This is a genomic window from Kitasatospora sp. NPDC101183 (assembly GCF_044767945.1).
Taxonomy (GTDB): Bacteria; Actinomycetota; Actinomycetes; order Streptomycetales; family Streptomycetaceae; genus Kitasatospora.
In genome coordinates this window covers 69,267-88,672 of sequence record NZ_JBIWOW010000008.1, presented here as the reverse complement: position 1 = coordinate 88,672, position 19,406 = coordinate 69,267, and the positions used below count along the sequence as shown (strand labels likewise).

The following is a 19,406-nucleotide window of genomic DNA, read 5'->3' as shown; positions in this document are numbered from 1 at the left end:
CGGCCGGGGGTACCCCCACCGCTCGCTCACGGTGCCTCCACCAGCTCGACGGGCTCCCCCGCCGCCACCCCGCCGGGCGGCAGGACGGCCAGTGCCTCGGCCCTGGCCAGGCCGCGCAGCATCGCCGGGCCGTCGAAGGCCAGCGGCACCACGCCGTCCACGGTGCGCCGCACCGGCTGCAGCCGGGTGTCCACCGGGTGCCCGGGCAGGGCGACGGCCGCCCGCGCGGGGGCGGGCCCGGCGGCGGGGCGCCCGGAGAGGGCGTGCAGCAGCGGCAGGGCGAGCGTCACCATCCCGGCGACGGCGGCCAGCGGATTGCCCGGCAGGCCCACCAGGTGCCGTCCACCCGGGAGTTCGGCCAGCAGCATCGGGTGCCCGGGCCGGACCGCCACGCCGTCCACCAGCAGCCGGGCCCCGGCCTCGGCCAGCGCCCGGTGCAGGAAGTCGACCGGCCCGGCGGCCGTGCCGCCGGTGGTGAGCACCAGGTCCGCGTCACAGTGCCGCAGCGCGTCCCGCAGCAGCCCGAAGTCGTCGCGCACGCACCGGACTTCGGCCACCTCGGCGCCGGCCGCCCGCAGCCAGGGCGGCAGCAGCGGCCCCAGAGCGTCCCGCACCAGCCCCTCCCCCGGCACCCCGCAGGCGAGCAACTCGTCACCCAGGACGAGGAGTTGGACGACGGGCGGGCGGCGCACGGCCAGCCGGTCGTGCCCGCAGGCGGCGGCCAGACCCAGCACGACGGGCCCCACGGGGGTTCCTGCGGGCAGCAACTCCTCGCCCCTGCGGCACTCCTGGCCGCGCGGGCGCACGTCCTGGCCGGGGGTCACCGGCCCCGGGCCGCAGGCGTGCAGCAGCGTGCCGTCCGTCCGCCCGTGCTCACGGCGCAGCACGGCCGTGGCGCCGGAGGGCAGTTGGGCGCCGGTGGCGATCTCCACGGCCGCGCCGTCCGCCAGCGCGGAGGCCTCGGCCCGACCGGCGAGCACCCGCCCGGCGACCCGCCAGGGGCCGGGGCCGGCGACGGCCCAGCCGTCCATCGCGGAGGTGTCGAAGGCGGGCAGGTCGGTGAGCGCGGCGAGCGGCTCGGCGAGGGTGCGGCCGAGCGTCTCGGCCAGCGGCAGGCCGACCGGCGGCAGCGCCCGCAGCCCGGCCCGCCGCGCCCGCTCGCGGGCCTGCGCCCAGCCCAGCACGGGGGAGCCGGTCGGCGCAGCGGCCATCGTGGTCTGCCCGACCGTGCTCACGGTTCGCCCGGCCCGGCGGCGGCCGCCCACCGCTCGGCGAGCGCCACCGTCCGCCGCGAGGCCTCCTCGACGGCCTCCGGCCCGCCGCCGCGCTGCGCGGCGGCGTAGCCGATCAGGAAGGCGGTCAACGGCGCGGCAGGCCGCTCCACCCCGTGCGCGACCACCCGGGCCATGTCGAGCAGGCCCCGGACGTCCACGTCCAGGTCGATGCCCAGGTCGGCGCTGACCTCGGCGATCCAGTCATCCAGCGTGCGCTCCATGCGCCCATGCTGCCCGATGGTCGGTTTCCCGGAGGTGTTCCCCCCGTGTGCGGCGCGCGTCGTTTCCCTCACAACCCCGCCCCACCCCCCGTGCGCCCCCGTGACGCACGGCCGCGGGCCCGCTCCACGTCCTCCCAGGTGTCGCAGTCCTCCGCCGCGCCGTCCACGTCCGCGACGAGCACGCGCCCCAGCCCGCCGACCAGGCGGCGCAGCGGCAGGCCGGCCGGGTCGCCGAGCGCGTCCAGGGCCGTACGGAGGGCATCGGTGCGGTACGCGGCCGTCAGCGGCTGCTCCCGTCCTCCGGCGTCGACCAGCAGGGCGGCCTCCGCCTGCGCGCCGTCCAGGGCCCCGACCAGCCGCTCCACCGTCCGCCGGTCGAGGAAGGGCAGGTCGGCGGCCAGCAGCAGCACCACCGGGGCGTCCACCAGTGCCAGCCCGGCCGCGACGGCCGCCACCGGCCCGCCGCCGGGCGGCCGCTCCCCGGTCCAGCGCACCCCGGCCCGTACGGTCGGCCGCTCCGGCCCGACCACGGCGACGGTCCGGGCACCCGCGCAGGCGGCGAGCACCCGGTCGAGCAGGGTGCTCTCCCCCACCAGCAGGCCGGGCTTGTCGGCCCCGCCCAGCCGCCGGGCGGCCCCGCCGGCCGGGACGATCACGTCGTACGGCGTCATGCGGCCAGTATCTAGTCCTCGGGCTCCGCAGCGGGCTCCTCGACGGGCTCGCCCTCGGTCTCGGTCTCGGGCTCGGTCTCCTCCGCCCGCCCGGTGTTCGCCACCGCGCCGAGCTCCAGGAAGGACGGCAGCGTCAGCTCCCCGTACAGCTCGCTCATCGCGGTGACCAGCCCCTCCGCGTCCTCCGGGTGCTCCGCCAGCAGCCGGTCGAAGTCCCGCAGGTACTCCCCGGTGAAGGCGATCACCCGCGCCGCGTCGTCGCCCTGCTCGGGCGCGCGGTGCCCGGCGATGACCCGGTCCGCGCCGAGGTCGGCGATCCGGTCGAGGTTGTGACCCCAGGTGGTGCGCTGCCCGGGCGTGGTGTCGGCCGTCCACACGTGGGTGCCGTTGTGGACGAAGTCCCCCGCGATCACCGTGCGGATGCTGGGCACGTGGACGACGGTCGCGTCCCCGCAGTCGGCCTGCCCGAGCAGCATCACCGGGATGACCTGCTGGTCGAGCATCAGCGGCTGCGGCAGCAGCGGCGCGGGGACCAGCGGGTGGTCGGGGATGTCGTCGCCGTACACCGGCTTCCACTGGGCGACCTTCGCGGCGACGGTGCGCCGGATGCCCTCGACCACGGCGGGCGCGGCCAGCAGCTGCGCCTCGGGGAAGAGCCGCAGCACCTCCTCCGCGCCGAAGTAGTGGTCCGGGTGCTGGTGGGTGACGAGGACGGCGAGTAGCCGCCGGCCCTTGCCCGCGACCCATTCGGCCAGCTCCCGCCCCGCGCTGCGGGTGAGCTGGGCGTCGACGAGGATCGCCGTCCGCTCGCCGAGGATCAGCGTGGAGGTCGTGAAGAAGGCCGACTCGGGCCCGGTGAAGACGGCGATCTCCAACGGCCGCACGGCGTCGACGGCCTCCGGCTCGCGCTCGGCCTCCGCCCGCTGTGCGCCGGAGCCCTCCTCGGGCGGGGACGACGTCACGGGCTGCTCCCTCTGCTCGGCGGTCGGTCGTACTGCGCCCTACAGCATGGGAGCACCGGCGCCCGATTGCGCGGGAGGCGCGCCCGGCGGGGCGCGCCTTCGGGCTCACGTCACACCGCGGCCAGGGCCCCGACCTCCCCGCCCCGGCGGGCGGCCAGCTCCAGCGCCTTGGCCTTGGACTCCACGGCGTGCCCGACGAAGTCCGCCATCGCCGGAACCGACGGCGCCAGCGTGAACTCGGGGACGATGAAGTCCACCTCCAGGCCGAGCATGCCGGTCAGCACCTTCTCCAGGTAGGTGGTGACGAACTCGAACGGCTCGCGCGGCGCCCCGGGCGCGTACGAGCCGCCGCGCGCGGCGACGACGGTGACCGGGGTGCCCTTGGCGCTGGGCGCCTCGCCGGCGGTGCGGCCCATGAGGATCACGTGGTCCAGCCAGGCCTTGAGGGTCGAGGGGATCGTGAAGTTGTACATCGGGGTGCCGATCAGCACCGCGTCGGCCGTCTCCAGCTCGACCATGATCTCCTCGCGCAGCGCGACGGCCGAGGCCTGCTCGTCGGTGCGCGCCTCGGCCGGGAGGAAGGTACCGGCGATGCCGTGCACGTCGATGTGCGGCAGTGGATCGACGGCGAGGTCGCGGTGGACCACCGTGCCGCCGGGGTTCGCGGCCAGCCATGCCTCGCGGTACGCGGCGGTGACCTCGCGGGAGACGGACCCGTCGACGACGGCGGAGGAGTCGAGGTGCAGGAGCGTGGGCATGGCATGCCTCCAGAGAGTTAGGAGCTACGGACTTCTCCGTTGCTGCAAGTACGGTAGCAGCTTACTTTTCTGCAGTCACTAGTGACGGGTTGGGTAAGCTGGAGCCATGGCCGAGCACCAGGCAGTGACGCACTCAACGGACTCAACGGCCCCCGAGGGAACGGCGGCCCCCTCACCCTGCGAGGGCGCCGACGGGCACGGGATGTGCTTCGACGTCGAGAACGCCCTCACCCGGGTCTTCTCCCTGCTGGGCAAACGCTGGACGGGCCTGCTCCTGGGCGTCCTCACCAGCAACGGCCCCGCCTACTTCTCCGAGCTGCGCCGCGCGATCCCCGGCATCAGCGAGCGGATGCTCTCCGACCGGCTGACGGAGCTGGTCGAGGCCGACCTCGTCGTCCGCGAGGTCGACGCCGGGCCGCCGCTGCGCGTCAGCTACCGGCTCACCGAGGGCGGTGCGGCGCTCAAGCCCGCGCTCACCGAGCTGGCCCTGTGGTCCAACCGCTACCTGCCCGAGCACGCGCTCAAGGGCCGCTGCTGAGGGCCCGGAGACGACGAAGGGCCCGTTCACCGGTACCGGTGAACGGGCCCCGCGCAACCTCTTCGGTCAGCGCTTGGCGCGCATCCGGGCGACCCGGTCGGCGACGCCCCAGGACGTCACCCGCCACAGCGCCTCGACCACGATGCCGCGGCTCATCTTGGACGCGCCGAGCGCGCGCTCCACGAAGGTGATCGGCACCTCGGCCACCTTGAAGCCGGCCTTCACCGTGCGCCAGGCCAGGTCGACCTGGAAGCAGTACCCGGCCGAGGCCACCTCGTCCATGCCCAGGCCCAGCAGGGTCTCCTTGCGGAAGGCCCGGTAGCCGCCGGTGACGTCCCGGATCGGCACGCCCAGCATCAGCCGCGAGTAGGTGGAGCCGCCGCGCGAGAGCAGCAGCCGGGACTTCGGCCAGTTCACCACCCGGCCGCCGGGCACCCAGCGCGAGCCCAGCACCAGGTCGGCGCCGCGCAGCGCCGTCAGCAGCCGGTCGAGCTCCTCGGGCTGGTGGGAGCCGTCGGCGTCCATCTCGACGAGCACGTCGTAGCCGTTGTCGATGCCCCAGCGGAAACCCGCGAGGTAGGCGGCGCCCAGGCCCTCCTTGCCCTTGCGGTGCATGACGTGGACGTTGCCGTCCTCGACGGCCAGCTTGTCGGCCAGCTCGCCGGTGCCGTCCGGGCTGTTGTCGTCGGCGACCAGCACGTGGGCCTCAGGGACCGCTGCGCGGACCCTGCCGACGATGCGCTCGACGTTCTCCGCCTCGTTGTAGGTCGGGATGATCACCAGAACCCTGCCGAGATCAGCAAAACTCCGCTGGTTCACGGTCACGTACAAACCTCTCGGCCGATGGCGGGACAGGGCTGAACAGCGGCACCCGCACGGTGGAACGCGGCTCCGCAGCCAGCCCGCCGGCGTCGCCACGGTGGAGAACTGTTGTGCAGGACGGAGACTTCCGCGTCCTGGCATCCTACTACCGCGCCCCCGGGAACCGTCGGCCCGCCGTCGGCACTCCCACCGGACACCCGCCGTTTCCCCGTCGGGGACATCGGTCGGCTAGGGTCGATGCCCTTGCCCGTGCCCGGACCGCCCGCGCCGCCGGGGCACGCCACGGCGAACCGGCGACACCCGCCCGGCGGCGAAGGACGTTCCAGCGAAGGAGTAGGACCGCGCGCATGGACAGGCTCGTCAACACCGTCCGCCCGTACGCCTGGGGATCGCTCACGGCCCTGCCCGAGCTCCTCGGCCAGGAGCCGACCGGCGAACCGCAGGCCGAACTCTGGATGGGCGCCCACCCCGGCGACCCGTCCCGCGTCGACCGCGGCGCGGGCCCGCTCCGGCTGGACGAGCTGATCGCCGCCGACCCCGAGGGCGAGCTGGGCGGGGCGAGCGTCGCCAAGTTCGGCCCGGCCCTGCCGTTCCTCTTCAAGGTCCTCACGGCGGGCATCCCGCTCTCCATCCAGGCCCACCCCACCCTGGCCCAGGCACGGGCTGGCTTCGCCGCCGAGAACGCCCTCGGCATCCCGCTGGACGCCCCCGAGCGCAACTACCGCGACGCCAACCACAAGCCCGAACTGATCTGCGCCCTGGGCGAGTTCGACGGCCTGTGCGGCTTCCGCCGGCCCGCCGACGCGGCCCGGCTGATGGCCGGGCTCGGCGTCCCGGGGCTGCGGCCGGTGATCGAGCTGCTGCAGGCCGAGGACGCCTCCGAGGCGCTGCGCGGCGCCCTGGCCGCCGTGCTGACGATGGACGGCGAGGCCGCCGCGGAGATCGTGCGGGAGTGCGTCGAGGCCCTGTGGCGCACCGACCCGGCCGGCGAGTACGCGCCCTACGCCCGGATCGCCAAGGACTTCCCCGAAGACCGCGGTGTGATCGTCGGCCTGCTCCTGAACCACTTCCGGCTGCGCGCCGGCGAAGCCCTCTACCTGGGCGCCGGGGTGCCGCACGCCTACCTGTCCGGCGCCTGCGTCGAGCTCCAGGCCAACTCGGACAACGTCCTGCGGGCCGGGCTCACCCCCAAGCACATCGACGTGCCGCAGCTGCTGGACGTCGTGGTCGTCGAGCCGTGCACCCCGGAGGTCCTGCACCCCCGCCCGGTCGAGACCGTCCCCGGCGAGGAGCTGTACCCCGTCCCGATCGACGAGTTCCGCCTCTCCCGCTTCACCCTGGACGGCACCCCGTACGAGATCGACGGCCGCACCCCGCAGATCCTGCTCTGCACCGAGGGCACCGTCGACCTCACCGCCCCGGACGGCACCACCCTCACCCTGCCCCGCGGCCGCTCCGCCTACCTCCCCGCCACGGGCGCCCCGACCCGCCTCTCCTCCCCCGCCCCCGCGACCCTCTTCCGCGCGACCGTCACGCTCTAGCGGGCCCGGCTCAGTCCCGGGTCATGTCGACGAAGCGGGAGTAGTGGCCCTGGAAGGCGACGGTGATGGTGGCCGTGGGGCCGTTACGGTGCTTGGCGACGATCAGGTCGGCCTCGCCCGCGCGGGGGGACTCCTTCTCGTAGGCGTCCTCGCGGTGGAGCAGGATGACCATGTCGGCGTCCTGCTCGATCGAGCCGGACTCTCGAAGGTCTGACACCATCGGCCGCTTGTCGGTGCGCTGCTCGGGGCCACGGTTCAGCTGGGAGAGCGCGATGACCGGCACTTCCAGCTCCTTGGCCAGCAGCTTGAGGTTACGGGACATGTCCGAGACCTCCTGCTGGCGGTTCTCGGCCCGGCGGGAGCCGCCGGACTGCATCAGCTGGAGGTAGTCGATGACGACCAGCTTGATGTCGTTGCGCTGCTTGAGCCGGCGGCACTTGGCGCGGATCTCCATCATCGACAGGTTCGGGGAGTCGTCGATGAAGAGCGGGGCCTCGCTGACGTCCGGCATCCGGCGGGCGACGCGCGTCCAGTCGTCGTCCGTCATGTTGCCGGAGCGCATGTGGTGCAGCGCCACCCGGGCCTCGGCGGAGAGCAGGCGCATGGCGATCTCGTTGCGCCCCATTTCGAGCGAGAAGATCACGCTCGGCAGCTTGTTGTGGATCGAGCAGGCCCGTGCGAAGTCCAGCGCGAGGGTGGACTTACCCATGGCGGGGCGGGCCGCGATGACGATCATCTGGCCGGGGTGGAGGCCGTTGGTGAGCGCGTCGAAGTCGGCGAAGCCGGTCGGCACGCCGGACATCTGGCCCTGGCGGGAGCCGATCGCCTCGATCTCGTCGAGGGCGCCCTCCATGATGTCGGCGAGCGGGGCGTAGTCCTCGTTGGTCCGCTGCTCGGTGACGGCGTAGATCTGCGCCTGGGCGGCGTTGACGATCTCGTCCACGTCGCCCTCGGCCGCGTAGCCCATGCCGGCGATCCGGGTGCCGGCCTCGACCAGGCGGCGCAGGACGGCGCGCTCGTTGACGATCTGGGCGTAGTACTCGGCGTTGGCCGCGGTGGGGACGGAGTTGACCAGGGTGTGCAGGTAGGGGGCGCCGCCGACGCGCTGCAGCTCGCCGCGCTTGGTCAGCTCGCCGGCCACGGTGATCGGGTCGGCCGGCTCGCCGCGGGCGTAGAGGTCGAGGATCGCGCCGTGGATCATCTCGTGCGCGGGCCGGTAGTAGTCGGCCGGCTTGAGCACCTCGACGACGTCGGCGATGGCGTCCTTGGAGAGCAGCATGCCGCCGAGGACGGACTGCTCCGCGGCCAGGTCCTGCGGGGGGACGCGCTCGAAGCCGTCGCCGCCCCGGTCCTCGTCCTCGCGGTTGTCCCGGCGGTCGCCCTTGTCGCCCTTGGACCCGCCCTTGAAGCCGCCCTTCTGGAAGTCCCCGCGGCCCTTGCCCTCACGACCGCCGTCCCTGTTGGCGTCGCGGCCGCCGTCCCTGTTGCCGTCCCGGCCGCCGTCGCGGTTGCCGTCGCGGTTGCGGGAGACGGGCAGCCGGTCCCCGGGCCCGTCGGGGAAGGGGACGTCGTCGAACGCGCCGACCGGGAACGGGTCCTCGGCGGGCTGCCAGTCCTCCTCCGGCGGCGGGGCGTCGTGGGTGTCGTACTGGGGGCCGGTCACGCGTTTCCCCGATCAGCGAGTGGTGCGAGTCTGGAGCGGAGCCGCTCCTCTTTGTACGCCACGGCAGAGACAAACCGGACGCCGGGGCGGGCGGGAGTGTCGGGCGGAGGGCCCACGCTAAGGCGCCGGGAGCCCTGGCGCCAAGGCGGTTATCCACAGGGGGTGTGGACGAGCGGCCCAGGGCTGTGGAGAAGTACCGCAAAGCTGTGGACACCCCTGTGGAAGGTCCTGTGGATAAACCGACCATCACCCCGCTGTCAACTCGCTGACCTGGGATTACCCCTTCTGGGGGCTGTGCATGAGAAATTCTTCACACACCACCGGACGGCTGTGCGCGCCATCCCCTCCGCGACCGTCCCCCAGGCGTTCGAGTAATGAGTGATAACCACTAGCAACCATTACCTGTGGATGAGTACCCTGGTCCCCATGACCGCCGCCCCCACCGGAGCCCCCGCCGAACCGGCCGGAGGGCCCTCCAGACGCCGGCACGACCGGGAGATCCTCGCCCTGGCCGTGCCCGCCTTCGGCGCCCTCGTCGCCGAGCCCCTGTTCCTGATGGCCGACTCGGCGATCGTCGGCCACCTCGGCACCCCCCAGCTCGCCGGGGTCGGCGTCGCCTCCGCCGCCCTCTCCACCGCGACCGGGGTGTTCGTCTTCCTCGCCTACGCCACCACCGCGGCCGTCGCCCGCCGGATCGGCGCCGGGGACCGCCGCGGCGCCGTCCAGCAGGGCGTCGACGGCATCTGGCTCGCGCTCGGCCTCGCCGTCCCGGTCGTCCTGCTCACCCTGCTGCTGGCCCCCTGGATCGCCTCCGTACTGGGCGCCTCGCCGACGGCCGCGCCGTACGCGGTGACGTACCTGCGGATCAGCTCGCTGGGCATCCCCGCGATGCTCCTGGTGCTGGCCGCCACCGGCGTGCTGCGCGGCCTCCAGGACACCCGCACCCCGCTGGTGGTGGCCGTCGCCGGCTTCGCGGCCAACCTCGGCCTCAACGCCGGCCTGGTGTACGGCGCCGGGCTCGGCGTGGCCGGTTCGGCCTGGGGCACGGTGCTGGCGCAGACCGGCATGGCCGTCGTCTACCTGGTCGTGGTCGTCCGCGGCGCCCGCCGCGAGGGGGCCTCCCTGCGGCCGGTGCCCACGGGCATCCGGGCGAGCGCCCGGGCCGGCGGCCCGCTCCTGGTGCGGACGGTCAGCCTGCGCGCCGTCCTGATGCTCGCCACCGCCGTGGCCGCCCGGCTCGGCGACGACCAGGTGGCCGCGCACCAGATCGCCATGACGCTGTTCAACTTCCTGGCCTTCGCGCTGGACGCCATCGCCATCGCCGGCCAGGCCATCATCGGCCGCCTCCTGGGCGCCGGCGACGTCCTCGGCGCGAGGGGTGCCACCCGTCGGATGGTCGAGTGGGGCATCGGCTCCGGAGTGCTGCTCGGCCTGCTGGTGGTGCTCACCCGGCCGCTGTACGTCCCGCTGTTCACGCCCGACCCGGCCGTCCAGGGGCAGTTGGGCACGGCGCTGCTGCTGCTCGCCCTCACCCAGCCGGTGGCCGGCCTGGTGTTCGTCCTGGACGGCGTGCTGATGGGCGCCGGGGACGGCCCCTACCTGGCCCGGGCGGCGCTCGCGACCCTGGCCGTGTTCGCCCCGATCGCCCTCGCGGTGCCCGCCACCGGCGCGGGCCTGGCCGGGCTCTGGTGGGCGATGAACCTGTTCATGCTGGTCCGCGCCGCCTTCCTCACCTGGCGTGCCCGGGGCGGCCGCTGGCTGGTCACCGGCGCCGTCAGGGGCTGAGGGAACGACCGAGGGCCGGACTCCCGGAGGAGTCCGGCCCTCAGGCCACTGCTGTGGGAACTCAGGCAGCCACGACGGCGACGTCGAGGTTGGCCACGACGTCCGAGTGCAGCTTGACCGAGACCTTGTGGGAGCCCACGGTCTTGATCGGCGAGGCGATCGCGACGGCGCGCTTGTCCACGGCCGGGCCGCCGGCGGCCTTGATGGCCTCGACGACGTCGGCCTGGGTCACCGAGCCGAACAGACGGCCGGCATCGCCCGAGCGGACGGCCAGCTTGACCTGGACGCCCTCGAGCTTGCCCTTGACCTCGTTGGCGGCCTCGAGCGTCTGGATGGCGTGGATCTTGCGGGCGCGACGGATCGCGTCGACGTCCTTCTGGCCACCCTTGGTCCAGCGGATGGCGTAGCCACGCGGAACCAGGTAGTTGCGGGCGTAACCGTCCTTGACCTCGACGATCTCGCCGGCCGAGCCCAGGCCCGGCACCTCGTGCGTGAGGATGATCTTCATTACTTGGTCACCCTCTCTTAGCGCGCGGTGCTGGTGTAGGGCAGCAGCGCCATCTCACGGCTGTTCTTCACGGCCGTGGCGACGTCGCGCTGGTGCTGGGTGCAGTTGCCGGTGACCCGGCGGGCACGGATCTTTCCGCGGTCGGAGATGTACTTCCGCAGCAGGTTCGTGTCCTTGTAGTCAACGTAGTTGACCTTGTCCTTGCAGAAGACGCAAACCTTCTTCTTCGGCTTGCGAGCAGGCGGCTTCGCCATGGTGTGCTCCATTTGGGGTTCACGGCCCGGTCGGCGCCCGGAGGCGCCGGCGGCCGGACCGCACGAAATCTGTCAGCTCTTAGAACGGGGGCTCTTCCGAGTAGCCGCCACCGCTGCCGCCGGAGTTTCCACCCCAGCCGCCGCCCTGGTTCCCACCACCGGAGGGGGCACTGGACGCCCAGGGGTCGTCGGAGGGGCCGGACTGGCCGCCGCCGGAGTTTCCACCCCAGCTGCCGCCGCCCTGCTGGCCGCCACCGCCGCCGCCCCAGTTGCCCTGGCCGCCGCCCTGCTGGCCGCCGAAGCCGCCACCGCCGCTGCCACCACCGGGACCGCCGGAGCGGTTGGCCCGGGTGACCTTGGCGGTCGCCGAGCGCAGGCTCGGGCCGACCTCGTCGACCTCGACCTCGAAGACCGTCCGCTTCTCGCCTTCCTTGGTCTCGTAAGACCTCTGGCGCAGCCGGCCCTGCACGATGACGCGCATGCCCCGCTGAAGCGACTCGGCCACGTTCTCCGCCGGCTGCCGCCAGACGTTGCACGTGAGGAAGAGGCTCTCGCCGTCCTTCCACTCGTTCGTCTGGCGGTCGAAGGTGCGGGGGGTGGACGCGATGCGGAACTTCGCGACCGCCGCACCCGACGGGGTGAAGCGCAGCTCGGGGTCGTCGACGAGATTGCCGACGAGGGTGATGACGGTCTCGCCTGCCATGGTGGAGATGACCTCTCGGGAAGTTGTCCGTTCACCGCATGTTTCACGTGAAACAGCGGACGCGAGCTACCCGAGACCCGAAGGCCTCAGAGGTGGCTCAGTGGGTGTCCGGGCGCAGGACCTTGGTCCGCAGAACCGACTCGCTCAGGCCAAGCTGGCGGTCGAGCTCCTTGACGACCTCAGGCGTGGCCTTGAGGTCGATGACCGAGTAGATGCCCTCGGACTGCTTGTTGATCTCGTAAGCCAGACGGCGGCGACCCCAGGTGTCGACCTTCTCGACCTTGCCACCGCCGTTGCGGACGACGGTCATGAAGGACTCGATCAGGGGGGAGACAGCGCGCTCCTCGACCGAGGGGTCGAGGATGACCATCAGCTCGTAGTGACGCATGAGTAACCCACCTCCTTTGGACTCAGCGGCCACGGTCTCTCCGTGGCAGGAGGGTTGTGCGTAGCGTCGGCACCGGTGCGGATGACGACACCGGCCCACCGTAGCGGGCGGGTCCGACAGTCGGGCCCCGCTCACCCGAAAGGGCTTCGACCCTCAGGAGGGCACACGGGGGGCACAACTACACCAGTGCAGACGGCACAGCCTACCCGCACCCGGACGGCCGAACAAAACGCACAAGCCGTGCACCCGGGGTTGTGGGACGGACCCAACCGCCGCAATCTGGACGGAACGGGATTCCTGCCCGTTCGTCTCCACGCCAGGAGGTGGGACCCATGGCCCAGTCCGTCCACCGCATGCCCGCCCTCACGCTGAACACCGACGGCCACCCGCACCCCCGCGAGAACACTCTGGTGGCGCTCACCGCCGTGCTCGGCGTGATCTCCTTCACCACCTCGTTCTTCTACAACCTGCACCTGCTGACCTCGTGGACCGGCCTGGCCGGGATCGTCACCGGGCTGTGGGGCATGTTCGTCTCGGTCACCACCGCGGAGCGCTTCGTCCTGATGATCGCGCTCGGCGCCTCCGCGGTCGGCTTCTACCTCGGCATCGCCCGCGGCGGCCTCTGGGGCTGACCGCCGCCCGGCCCGTCCAGGAACCCTCGGCGCCCCCGTGGCGTATCTGCAAGGAGACAGGTACGCGACGGGGGCGCCGTCCTGCCCGCAGCCGCGGGCCCTCGGGCCCCGGACGATAGGGTCAGCCCGAGAACCTGGGGCCACCGCAGCCCGACCGACGAGGAGCACCGAGCAATGAGCCTGCGCCTGAGGACGATCACCCGCGAGGAGCACCTCGCCTTCATCAGGAGCCGCGCCTCGGCCAGCCACATGCAGGTCCCGGCCTGGGGTGACGTGAAGGCCGAGTGGCGCTCGGAGTCGATCGGCTGGTTCGACGAGGCCGACCAGCTCGTCGGCGCCGGCCTGGTGCTCTACCGCCAGCTGCCCAAGGTCAAGCGCTACCTCGCGTACCTGCCCGAGGGCCCGGTGATCGACTGGTTCGACCGCGACCTCGACCGCTGGCTCTCCCCGATGCTGGCCCACCTCAAGTCGCAGGGCGCCTTCTCGGTGAAGATGGGCCCGCCGGTGGTCATCCGCCGCTGGAACGCCCCCACCATCAAGGAGGCCATCGCCGGCAAGCAGGCCAAGCGCCTGCGCGACATCGAGGCCGACTGGTACGAGGCCCGCGCCTTCGAGGTGGCCGACCGGCTGCGCAAGGCCGGCTGGCTGCAGGGCGAGGACGGCGGCGCCGGCTTCGGCGACGTCCAGCCGCGCTACGTCTACCAGGTGCCGCTGGCCAACCGCTCGCTGGACGACATCCAGAAGGGCTTCAACCAGCTCTGGCGCCGCAACATCAAGAAGGCCGAGAAGAGCGGCGTCGAGGTCGTCCAGGGCGGCTACGACGAGCTGCCGATCTTCCACCAGCTCTACCTGGTCACCGCCGAGCGCGACAGGTTCACCCCGCGCCCGCTGGCCTACTTCCAGCGCATGTGGAAGGCCCTCAACTCCGAGGACCCGAACCGGATGCGGCTCTACATCGCCTACCACGACGGCGAGCCGCTGGCCTCGACCACGATGCTGGTCGTCGGCGAGCACGTCTGGTACTCCTACGGCGCCTCCGCCAACCACAAGCGCGAGGTCAAGCCGTCCAACGCCATCCAGTGGCGGATGATGCGCGACGCGTACGCCCTGGGCGGCGGCGTGTACGACCTGCGCGGCATCAGCGACACCCTGGACGAGAACGACCACCTGTTCGGCCTGATCCAGTTCAAGGTCGGCACCGGCGGCCAGGCGGCCGAGTACCTCGGCGAGTGGGACTTCCCGCTCAACAAGCTGCTGCACAAGGCCCTCGACCTCTACATGTCCCGTCGCTGACCCCCGTCCGCCACTGAGGAGGCTGATCCGATGACGCTGTCGCTCTACCTGGAGACCGACCGGTGGCGCGCCCACCAGCGCTCCGTCCTCGCCGAGTTCCCCGGCCTGGTGCCCGTCGCCAAGGGGAACGGCTACGGCCTGGGCAACCACCGGCTGGCCGAGGAGGCGACGCTGCTCGGCACCGGCGTGCTGGCCGTCGGCACCGCGTACGAGGCCGCCGACGCGGCCGAGTGGTACGGCGGCGAACTGCTGGTGCTCACCCCGTACCGGGTCGGCGAGGAGGTGCTGCCGATGCCGCACGCCCGGGTGATCCGGACGGTCGCGAGCGTGGACGCGCTGCGGGCGCTGCACGGCGCCCGGGTCGTCGTGGAGTGCATGACCACCATGCGCCGCCACGGAATCAGCGCGGACGAACTGCGCACGGCGGCGGCCGAGTTGGAGGGCGTCTCCTTCGAGGGCCTGGCGCTGCACCTGCCGATGGACCGGCCGGACGGCTCCGACCCCGTCGACGAGGTCGCGTACTGGGTGGACACCGCCCGGGCCGCCGGCATCCCGGTGCACACCGTCTTCGTCAGCCACCTCGGCGCGGCCGGCATGGAGCAGCTGACCCAGCGCTACCCGGGCACCGTCTTCCGGGCCCGGATCGGCACCCGGCTCTGGCTGGGCGACCACGGCGCGCTGGAGGTCCGGGCGACGGTCCTGGACGTCACCCCGGTGAAGAAGGGCGACCGGTACGGCTACCGCCAGCACCCGGCGCCCTCCGACGGCCACATCGTGGTGGTCGCCGGCGGCACCGCGCACGGCATCGGGCTGGAGGCGCCCAAGTACGTGCAGAGCATGGGCGCCCGGGCCAAGGGCATCGCCCGGGCCGGCCTGGCGACCGTCAACAAGACCAAGTCGCCGTTCCACTGGGCGGGCAAGCAGCTGTGGTTCGCCGAGCCGCCGCACATGCAGGTCTCGCTGCTGTTCCTGGACGGCGAGACCAAGCCCCCCGCGATCGGCGAGGAGCTCGGCCTCCAGGTCCGGCACACCACCACGCACTTCGACCGCGTGGTGGACCGCTGACCGGGCCCTACCGCTTCTCGGCCGGCTCCGGCGCCGGTGGCTCGTTCAGCCACTGCTCGGGGCCGGCCGGCGCGTATCCGGCGTAGCTCTCCTCCTCGCGCAGGTAGCGGGCGGTGCCGATGACGAAGACGTCCGGGGCGCGGTCGAGCACCCCGCCGGAGGGGTCGTCGCTGCCGTCCCAGCGGACGGGGTCGCGGTCCGGGTACAGCGCGTCGCGCACCACCAGGGCGACCAGGTAGAGCGTGCCCAGCACGTGCACCACGAGGGCGAAGTTGTACCAGGGCTCGCCGATGCCGTGCTGCTTGGGCCCGGTGACGTAGCCCAGGTGCGACCAGATGCCCAGGGTGTAGAGCACCTCGCAGGCCTGCCAGATCAGGATGTCCCGCCAGCGCGGCCGGGCCAGCACGGCGAGCGGCAGCAGCCAGAGCGAGTACTGCGGCGAGTACACCTTGTTGGTCAGCACGAACAACGCGACCACCAGGAAGGCGAGTTGCGCGACGCGCGGGCGGCGCGGCGCCGAGAGGCCCAGCCACGCTATGGCCGCGCAGCCCAGGACCATCAGCACCCCGATGTAGAGGTCGAGGTCGGCCAGGGCGGCGCCGCGCCAGCGCATCAGCAGCAGCCAGATCGAGCCGTAGTCCTCGCCGCGGTGCTTGCTGAACACGTAGAAGGTGGACCAGCCCTGCCAGTTGGCGATCATCACCGGCACGTCGACGAGCAGCCAGGCCCCGACCGCGCCGCCGAGCATCGCCCGGAACTCCCGCCACTTCCCGGCCCGCCAGCACAGCACCAGCAACGGGCCGATCAGCAGCAGCGGGTAGAGCTTGGCGGCGGTGGCCAGCCCGATGAAGACGCCGGCCCAGACCGGCCGCGAGCCGGCCCACCAGGCCATGCCCACGGCTGCCAGGGCGACGGCGAGGAGGTCCCAGTTGACGGTGCCGTTGAGCAGCAGCACGGGCGCGAGCGCGAACATCATCGCGTCCCACGGGCGCCGTCGGTGGGTGCGCGAGAGGGCCACCACGGCGATCACCGCGCAGGCCATCAGCATCCCGGCGTTGATCGCCCAGAACCACTGCTCCTGGCTCTGCTGGTCCCCGCCGCCGGGCGTCAGCCAGGCCGCGACCTGCATGAACAGGCCGGTCAGCACCGGGTACTCGAGGTACTGGAGGTCGCCCGAGCTGCCCGGGATGCGGTCCAGGTACGGGTGCAGCCCCGCCTCGAAGCCGCGCCCGGAGTACAGGTGCGGGAGGTCGCTGTAGCAGGCGTGGATGTACTGCGGCGAGCCCGGCTGGAACCAGGCCTGCTCGTAGCAGGGCAGCTTCTGCACCATGCCGAGCGCCGAGACCACGATGACCACCAGCGCCAGGAAGCGGGCCGGCACCCACCAGGAGAGGCCGAGCAGCGCGCGCCGGCCGGGCGGGCCGCCGAACACCTCGCTGCCGGCGGCGGCCACCGGGTCCTCGTCGGCCGGGACGACCACGGTGTTGGCCGGCGGCGCGGCCGTGGCGACGGCTGCCGGGGCGGGCCGGGCGGCGGTGCCGGGCCCGGGCGGGGCGGCGGTTTCGTCACGATCGCTCGACGTCATGCCGCACATCCTGCCGCACCGGCCCCGCCCAGCACGAGGATGACCGCGCAAACGGTCCGCTCCCGCTGGGGCCGGAGCGCGAACGGCGGTGGCGACCCTCCGAGGAGGACCGCCACCGCCGTACGGGCGTCAGGGAGTTCGACCGGCTACTGCCCGGAGCCCTGCAGACCCCCGCCGCCGCCGGGGGGAGTGGGCGTTGTCCCGCCGGTGGGCGGTTTGCCGCCTCCCCCTCCGTTGCCCGTGCCGCCGTTCGGCGGTCCCGAGCTGGACTGCGACGGGCACACCACCGGCAGGTTGCAGGGGCTGCCGCCCGGGTTCGGGCGGGTCTGGGTCGGCGTCGGCTGGCCCGGGCAGTCCACGCCCGGGACGCAGGCGCCCGGGGTGGTCTGGCCCGGCTGCGGCTGCCCCGGCTGCGGCTGGCCCGGCTGCTGGGCCGGGACGGTCGGAGCCTCGGTGCTCGGGGTGGTCGGCATGTTGGTGGACGGCGCGCCCGAGGAGTCGACCTCGGTGCCGACCGGGGTCGGCGTCGGGAAGTCCACGACCTTCTCGTTGGCGAGGGCGGCCTTCATGTACCGGGTGAAGATGTCGGTCGGGAGGGCACCACCGTGGATGGACTCCTGACCGGCGGTGCCGTTGAGCGACTCGCGCTGGTGCTTGCTCGGGTCCTCGCGCCACATCGCGACACTGGTCGACAGCTGCGGGGTGTAGCCCACCCACCAGGCCGAGCGGTTCTTGTCGGTGGTACCCGTCTTGCCGGCCACCGGGCGGCCCAGGGTGTTGGTGGCCTTACCGGTACCGTTCTTCGCCACGTTCACCAGCACGTCGGTGACGTTGTCGGCGACGGCCGGCTCCAGCGCGACCTTGGTGTCCTTCTTGCCGAAGCCGGTGCGCTCCGCGCCGTCCACCTCGACCTTGGTGACGGAGTAGGGCTCGGCCGCCTTGCCGCTGGCCGCGAAGGTGCCGTAGGCGTTGGCCATCCGGATCGGGCTGATGGTCGAGGTGCCGATCGGGAAGGTCGCGGTGTTGGTACCCGCGAGGCCCTCCTTCTTGATGCCCATCTGCATCGCGATGTTGGCCACGTTGTCGTTGCCGACGTCCTGGCCGAGCTGGACGAAGGGCACGTTGTACGAGTACTGCATGGCCTGGCGCAGCGAGACGTAGCCGCGCTTGCCGGTGTCCTCGTTCTTCTGCCGGTAGGGCTTGCCGTCGTCGCCGATCACCGGTGAGCCGTCCACCTTGCGGATCACCGACATGTCGTCGGACAGGTAGCGGCTGTCGGCGTTGATCCGCTTGGGCTTGCCGTCGGCGTCCTTCGAGGTGAGCACGCCCTGCTGCATCGCGGTGGCCAGCACGAAGGGTTTGAAGGTCGAGCCGACCTGCACACCGGTGACCTCGGCGTTGTTGTCGAAGTGCCCGTTCTCCACGCCGTCGCCGCCGTAGATCGCCACCAGCGCCCCGTCGTTGGGCTTCACGCTCGCCGCGGCGAACTGGACGAAGGTGTCGTTGTCGGGGCGCTTGACCGGATCGAGGTTCGCGGCCTTGACGTCGTCGACGGCCTTCTTGAGGGCCTCGACCTTGTCCTTCTCGAAGGTGGTGTAGATCTTCAGGCCACCCTTGTCGATCACCTGCTGGGTCATCGTCTTGTCGGTGGACGTGATGTAGCGGTTGGCGGTGTCGACCAGGTAGCTGATCTGGCCGTTCATCTTGGAACTGGCCTTCTGGGGGATCGGCATCGGGAACGTGGTGCACTTGGCCCGTTCCTCGGGGGTGATGGCCTTGGTCTTCACCATCTGCTCGAGGATCCAGGCCCACCGCCCCTCGGCCCGCTCCTTGTTGGCGGGGTTGGTGGGGTCGTAGTACGCCGCGCCCTTGAGCAGGTTGGCCAGCATCGCGCTCTGGCAGATGTCGACCTTGCTGGCGTCGATCCCGTAGTACGCCTGGGCGGCGGCCTGGGCGCCGTTGGCGCCGCGGCCGAACCAGCTGGTGTTCAGGTAACCCTTGAGGATCGTTTCCTTGTCCTGCTTCTGGTTGACCTTCAGCGTGATGAAGAACTCCCGCAGCTTGCGGTCCAGGGTCTGCTCCTGGCTCAAGTAGGCGTTCTTCACGTACTGCTGGGTGATCGTCGAGGCGCCCTGGGTCTCGCCGCCCTTCGCCATGTTGTAGACGGCGCGGACCATGCCCTTGGGGTCGATGCCGCTGTCGGTGCGGAAGCTCTGGTTCTCCGCGGCGATGACGGCGTTCTGGATGTTGGGGCTGATGTCCTTGAGCTCGACGATCTGGCGGTTCGCCTCGCCCTTGCGGGTCATCTCGGAGCCGTCGGCCCAGTAGTAGATGGTGTTCTGGCGGTTGACCAGGGCGTTCATGTCGGGGACCTGGGTGGTCTGGTACAGGTAGAACACCAGGCCGACGAAGCAGCCGAAGGCCAGCACGAACCCGCTCAGCCACTGCTTCCAGGACGGCAGCCAGCGCCGGACGCCGGTCTTGCCGAACCGCGGGTAGTCGATGAGGAGCTTCTTGCCCGGCCCGGCGGCAGCGGCAGCGGCCGCGCCTGCGGCGGCTCCGCGGTTCGCGCCCTTGCCCCGGCCGCCCTTCGCGGCGGCCTTGCGCATCTCGGCCCTGGTCATCCGCGGCTGCTGAGCGGTGTCCCGGACCCCCTGCGCACGGGAGCGGCCGAGGCCCTCCGAGCGCAGTTCGTCCCGGCCGGGTCCACTCGTACGGCCACCGCCGTCCCCGGGGGGCTTCG

The 19,406-nt window shown here is 72.4% G+C and carries 17 protein-coding genes and 1 pseudogene; 6 read left to right on the top strand and 12 right to left on the bottom strand.

Annotated features, from left to right (window positions below; genetic code table 11):
• Positions 1 to 26: 26 nt before the first annotated feature.
• The 4 genes and pseudogenes from ACIRRS_RS12930 to ACIRRS_RS12915 form a co-directional block, all read right to left on the bottom strand.
• Entirely contained in the window at positions 27 to 1,211 is a 1,185-nt protein-coding gene (locus tag ACIRRS_RS12930) for a molybdopterin molybdotransferase MoeA (RefSeq protein ID WP_402969675.1), read from the bottom strand.
• Between the two features lie 20 nt (positions 1,212 to 1,231).
• Positions 1,232 to 2,166: pseudogene (locus ACIRRS_RS12925) on the bottom strand (NTP transferase domain-containing protein).
• An 11-nt stretch (positions 2,167 to 2,177) separates the two neighbouring features.
• Positions 2,178 to 3,128 carry an MBL fold metallo-hydrolase gene (locus ACIRRS_RS12920; protein ID WP_402969021.1) on the bottom strand — a complete coding sequence of 317 codons (951 nt, stop codon included), beginning with the start codon at positions 3,126 to 3,128 and terminating at the stop codon, positions 2,178 to 2,180.
• A gap of 110 nt (positions 3,129 to 3,238) precedes the next feature.
• Complete coding sequence (locus ACIRRS_RS12915) at positions 3,239 to 3,886, bottom strand: FMN-dependent NADH-azoreductase (RefSeq protein ID WP_402969019.1); 648 nt, start codon at positions 3,884 to 3,886, stop codon at positions 3,239 to 3,241.
• 202 nt (positions 3,887 to 4,088) lie between these two features.
• Here ACIRRS_RS12915 and ACIRRS_RS12910 point away from each other — a divergent pair, with 202 nt between their 5' ends.
• Positions 4,089 to 4,424 carry a winged helix-turn-helix transcriptional regulator gene (locus ACIRRS_RS12910; RefSeq protein ID WP_402969672.1) on the top strand — a complete coding sequence of 112 codons (336 nt, stop codon included), beginning with the start codon at positions 4,089 to 4,091 and terminating at the stop codon, positions 4,422 to 4,424.
• 66 nt (positions 4,425 to 4,490) lie between these two features.
• Here ACIRRS_RS12910 and ACIRRS_RS12905 read toward each other — a convergent pair whose 3' ends face one another.
• Positions 4,491 to 5,249, bottom strand: coding sequence for a polyprenol monophosphomannose synthase (locus ACIRRS_RS12905; protein ID WP_402969016.1), 759 nt, complete (start codon positions 5,247 to 5,249; stop codon positions 4,491 to 4,493).
• Between the two features lie 344 nt (positions 5,250 to 5,593).
• Between ACIRRS_RS12905 and manA the strand changes: the two genes are divergently transcribed.
• Positions 5,594 to 6,787 carry a mannose-6-phosphate isomerase, class I gene (gene manA, locus ACIRRS_RS12900; protein WP_402969013.1) on the top strand — a complete coding sequence of 398 codons (1,194 nt, stop codon included), beginning with the start codon at positions 5,594 to 5,596 and terminating at the stop codon, positions 6,785 to 6,787.
• Positions 6,788 to 6,797: 10 nt separating this feature from the next.
• Here manA and dnaB read toward each other — a convergent pair whose 3' ends face one another.
• The gene (gene dnaB / locus ACIRRS_RS12895; protein WP_402969010.1) at positions 6,798 to 8,450 is read right to left on the bottom strand and encodes a replicative DNA helicase; all 1,653 of its coding nucleotides are present in this window, start codon (positions 8,448 to 8,450) and stop codon (positions 6,798 to 6,800) included.
• A gap of 426 nt (positions 8,451 to 8,876) precedes the next feature.
• On the opposite strand from dnaB, the gene ACIRRS_RS12890 reads away from it, so the two are divergent.
• Entirely contained in the window at positions 8,877 to 10,235 is a 1,359-nt protein-coding gene (locus ACIRRS_RS12890) for an MATE family efflux transporter (RefSeq protein WP_402969007.1), read from the top strand.
• A gap of 61 nt (positions 10,236 to 10,296) precedes the next feature.
• Here the strand turns inward: ACIRRS_RS12890 and rplI are convergent, their stop codons facing one another.
• The 4 genes from rplI to rpsF all read right to left on the bottom strand — a co-directional run bounded on the left by rplI (position 10,297) and on the right by rpsF (position 12,088).
• Positions 10,297 to 10,743, bottom strand: coding sequence for a 50S ribosomal protein L9 (gene rplI / locus ACIRRS_RS12885; protein WP_402969004.1), 447 nt, complete (start codon positions 10,741 to 10,743; stop codon positions 10,297 to 10,299).
• Between the two features lie 17 nt (positions 10,744 to 10,760).
• Positions 10,761 to 10,997, bottom strand: a complete 237-nt coding sequence (gene rpsR, locus ACIRRS_RS12880) for a 30S ribosomal protein S18 (protein ID WP_030059640.1) — start codon at positions 10,995 to 10,997, stop codon at positions 10,761 to 10,763.
• Positions 10,998 to 11,076: 79 nt separating this feature from the next.
• On the bottom strand, positions 11,077 to 11,700 hold the full coding sequence (locus tag ACIRRS_RS12875; protein WP_402969001.1) for a single-stranded DNA-binding protein: 624 nt from the start codon (positions 11,698 to 11,700) through the stop codon (positions 11,077 to 11,079).
• Between the two features lie 97 nt (positions 11,701 to 11,797).
• On the bottom strand, positions 11,798 to 12,088 hold the full coding sequence (rpsF, locus tag ACIRRS_RS12870) for a 30S ribosomal protein S6 (protein ID WP_402968998.1): 291 nt from the start codon (positions 12,086 to 12,088) through the stop codon (positions 11,798 to 11,800).
• Between the two features lie 332 nt (positions 12,089 to 12,420).
• Between rpsF and ACIRRS_RS12865 the strand changes: the two genes are divergently transcribed.
• The 3 genes from ACIRRS_RS12865 (at position 12,421) to ACIRRS_RS12855 (ending at position 15,078) form a co-directional block, all read left to right on the top strand.
• A complete protein-coding gene (locus tag ACIRRS_RS12865) occupies positions 12,421 to 12,720 on the top strand; it encodes a hypothetical protein (protein ID WP_402968995.1) in 300 nt (99 codons plus the stop codon).
• A 174-nt stretch (positions 12,721 to 12,894) separates the two neighbouring features.
• Positions 12,895 to 14,013: a lipid II:glycine glycyltransferase FemX gene (locus ACIRRS_RS12860; protein WP_402968992.1), complete on the top strand. Its 1,119-nt coding sequence runs from the start codon at positions 12,895 to 12,897 to the stop codon at positions 14,011 to 14,013.
• A 30-nt stretch (positions 14,014 to 14,043) separates the two neighbouring features.
• The gene (locus ACIRRS_RS12855) at positions 14,044 to 15,078 is read left to right on the top strand and encodes an alanine racemase (protein ID WP_402968989.1); all 1,035 of its coding nucleotides are present in this window, start codon (positions 14,044 to 14,046) and stop codon (positions 15,076 to 15,078) included.
• A gap of 7 nt (positions 15,079 to 15,085) precedes the next feature.
• On the opposite strand, the gene ACIRRS_RS12850 is transcribed toward ACIRRS_RS12855, so the two are convergent.
• Both ACIRRS_RS12850 and ACIRRS_RS12845 read right to left on the bottom strand, forming a co-directional pair.
• Positions 15,086 to 16,663 carry a glycosyltransferase family 87 protein gene (locus ACIRRS_RS12850; protein WP_402968986.1) on the bottom strand — a complete coding sequence of 526 codons (1,578 nt, stop codon included), beginning with the start codon at positions 16,661 to 16,663 and terminating at the stop codon, positions 15,086 to 15,088.
• A 146-nt stretch (positions 16,664 to 16,809) separates the two neighbouring features.
• Complete coding sequence (locus ACIRRS_RS12845; protein ID WP_402968983.1) at positions 16,810 to 19,287, bottom strand: transglycosylase domain-containing protein; 2,478 nt, start codon at positions 19,285 to 19,287, stop codon at positions 16,810 to 16,812.
• Between the last annotated feature and the right edge of the window lie 119 nt (positions 19,288 to 19,406).

Coding starts and splice junctions, on each gene's coding strand:
- ACIRRS_RS12930 (WP_402969675.1), bottom strand. CDS start 1,211: ATGGCCGCTGCGCCGACCGGCTCCCCCGTGCTGGGCTGGGCGCAGGCC.
- ACIRRS_RS12915 (WP_402969019.1), bottom strand. CDS start 3,886: ATGCCCACGCTCCTGCACCTCGACTCCTCCGCCGTCGTCGACGGGTCC.
- ACIRRS_RS12910 (WP_402969672.1), top strand. CDS start 4,089: ATGTGCTTCGACGTCGAGAACGCCCTCACCCGGGTCTTCTCCCTGCTG.
- manA (WP_402969013.1), top strand. CDS start 5,594: ATGGACAGGCTCGTCAACACCGTCCGCCCGTACGCCTGGGGATCGCTC.
- ACIRRS_RS12890 (WP_402969007.1), top strand. CDS start 8,877: ATGACCGCCGCCCCCACCGGAGCCCCCGCCGAACCGGCCGGAGGGCCC.
- rplI (WP_402969004.1), bottom strand. CDS start 10,743: ATGAAGATCATCCTCACGCACGAGGTGCCGGGCCTGGGCTCGGCCGGC.
- rpsR (WP_030059640.1), bottom strand. CDS start 10,997: ATGGCGAAGCCGCCTGCTCGCAAGCCGAAGAAGAAGGTTTGCGTCTTC.
- ACIRRS_RS12875 (WP_402969001.1), bottom strand. CDS start 11,700: ATGGCAGGCGAGACCGTCATCACCCTCGTCGGCAATCTCGTCGACGAC.
- rpsF (WP_402968998.1), bottom strand. CDS start 12,088: ATGCGTCACTACGAGCTGATGGTCATCCTCGACCCCTCGGTCGAGGAG.
- ACIRRS_RS12865 (WP_402968995.1), top strand. CDS start 12,421: ATGGCCCAGTCCGTCCACCGCATGCCCGCCCTCACGCTGAACACCGAC.
- ACIRRS_RS12860 (WP_402968992.1), top strand. CDS start 12,895: ATGAGCCTGCGCCTGAGGACGATCACCCGCGAGGAGCACCTCGCCTTC.
- ACIRRS_RS12855 (WP_402968989.1), top strand. CDS start 14,044: ATGACGCTGTCGCTCTACCTGGAGACCGACCGGTGGCGCGCCCACCAG.
- ACIRRS_RS12850 (WP_402968986.1), bottom strand. CDS start 16,663: ATGACGTCGAGCGATCGTGACGAAACCGCCGCCCCGCCCGGGCCCGGC.
- ACIRRS_RS12845 (WP_402968983.1), bottom strand. CDS start 19,287: ATGACCAGGGCCGAGATGCGCAAGGCCGCCGCGAAGGGCGGCCGGGGC.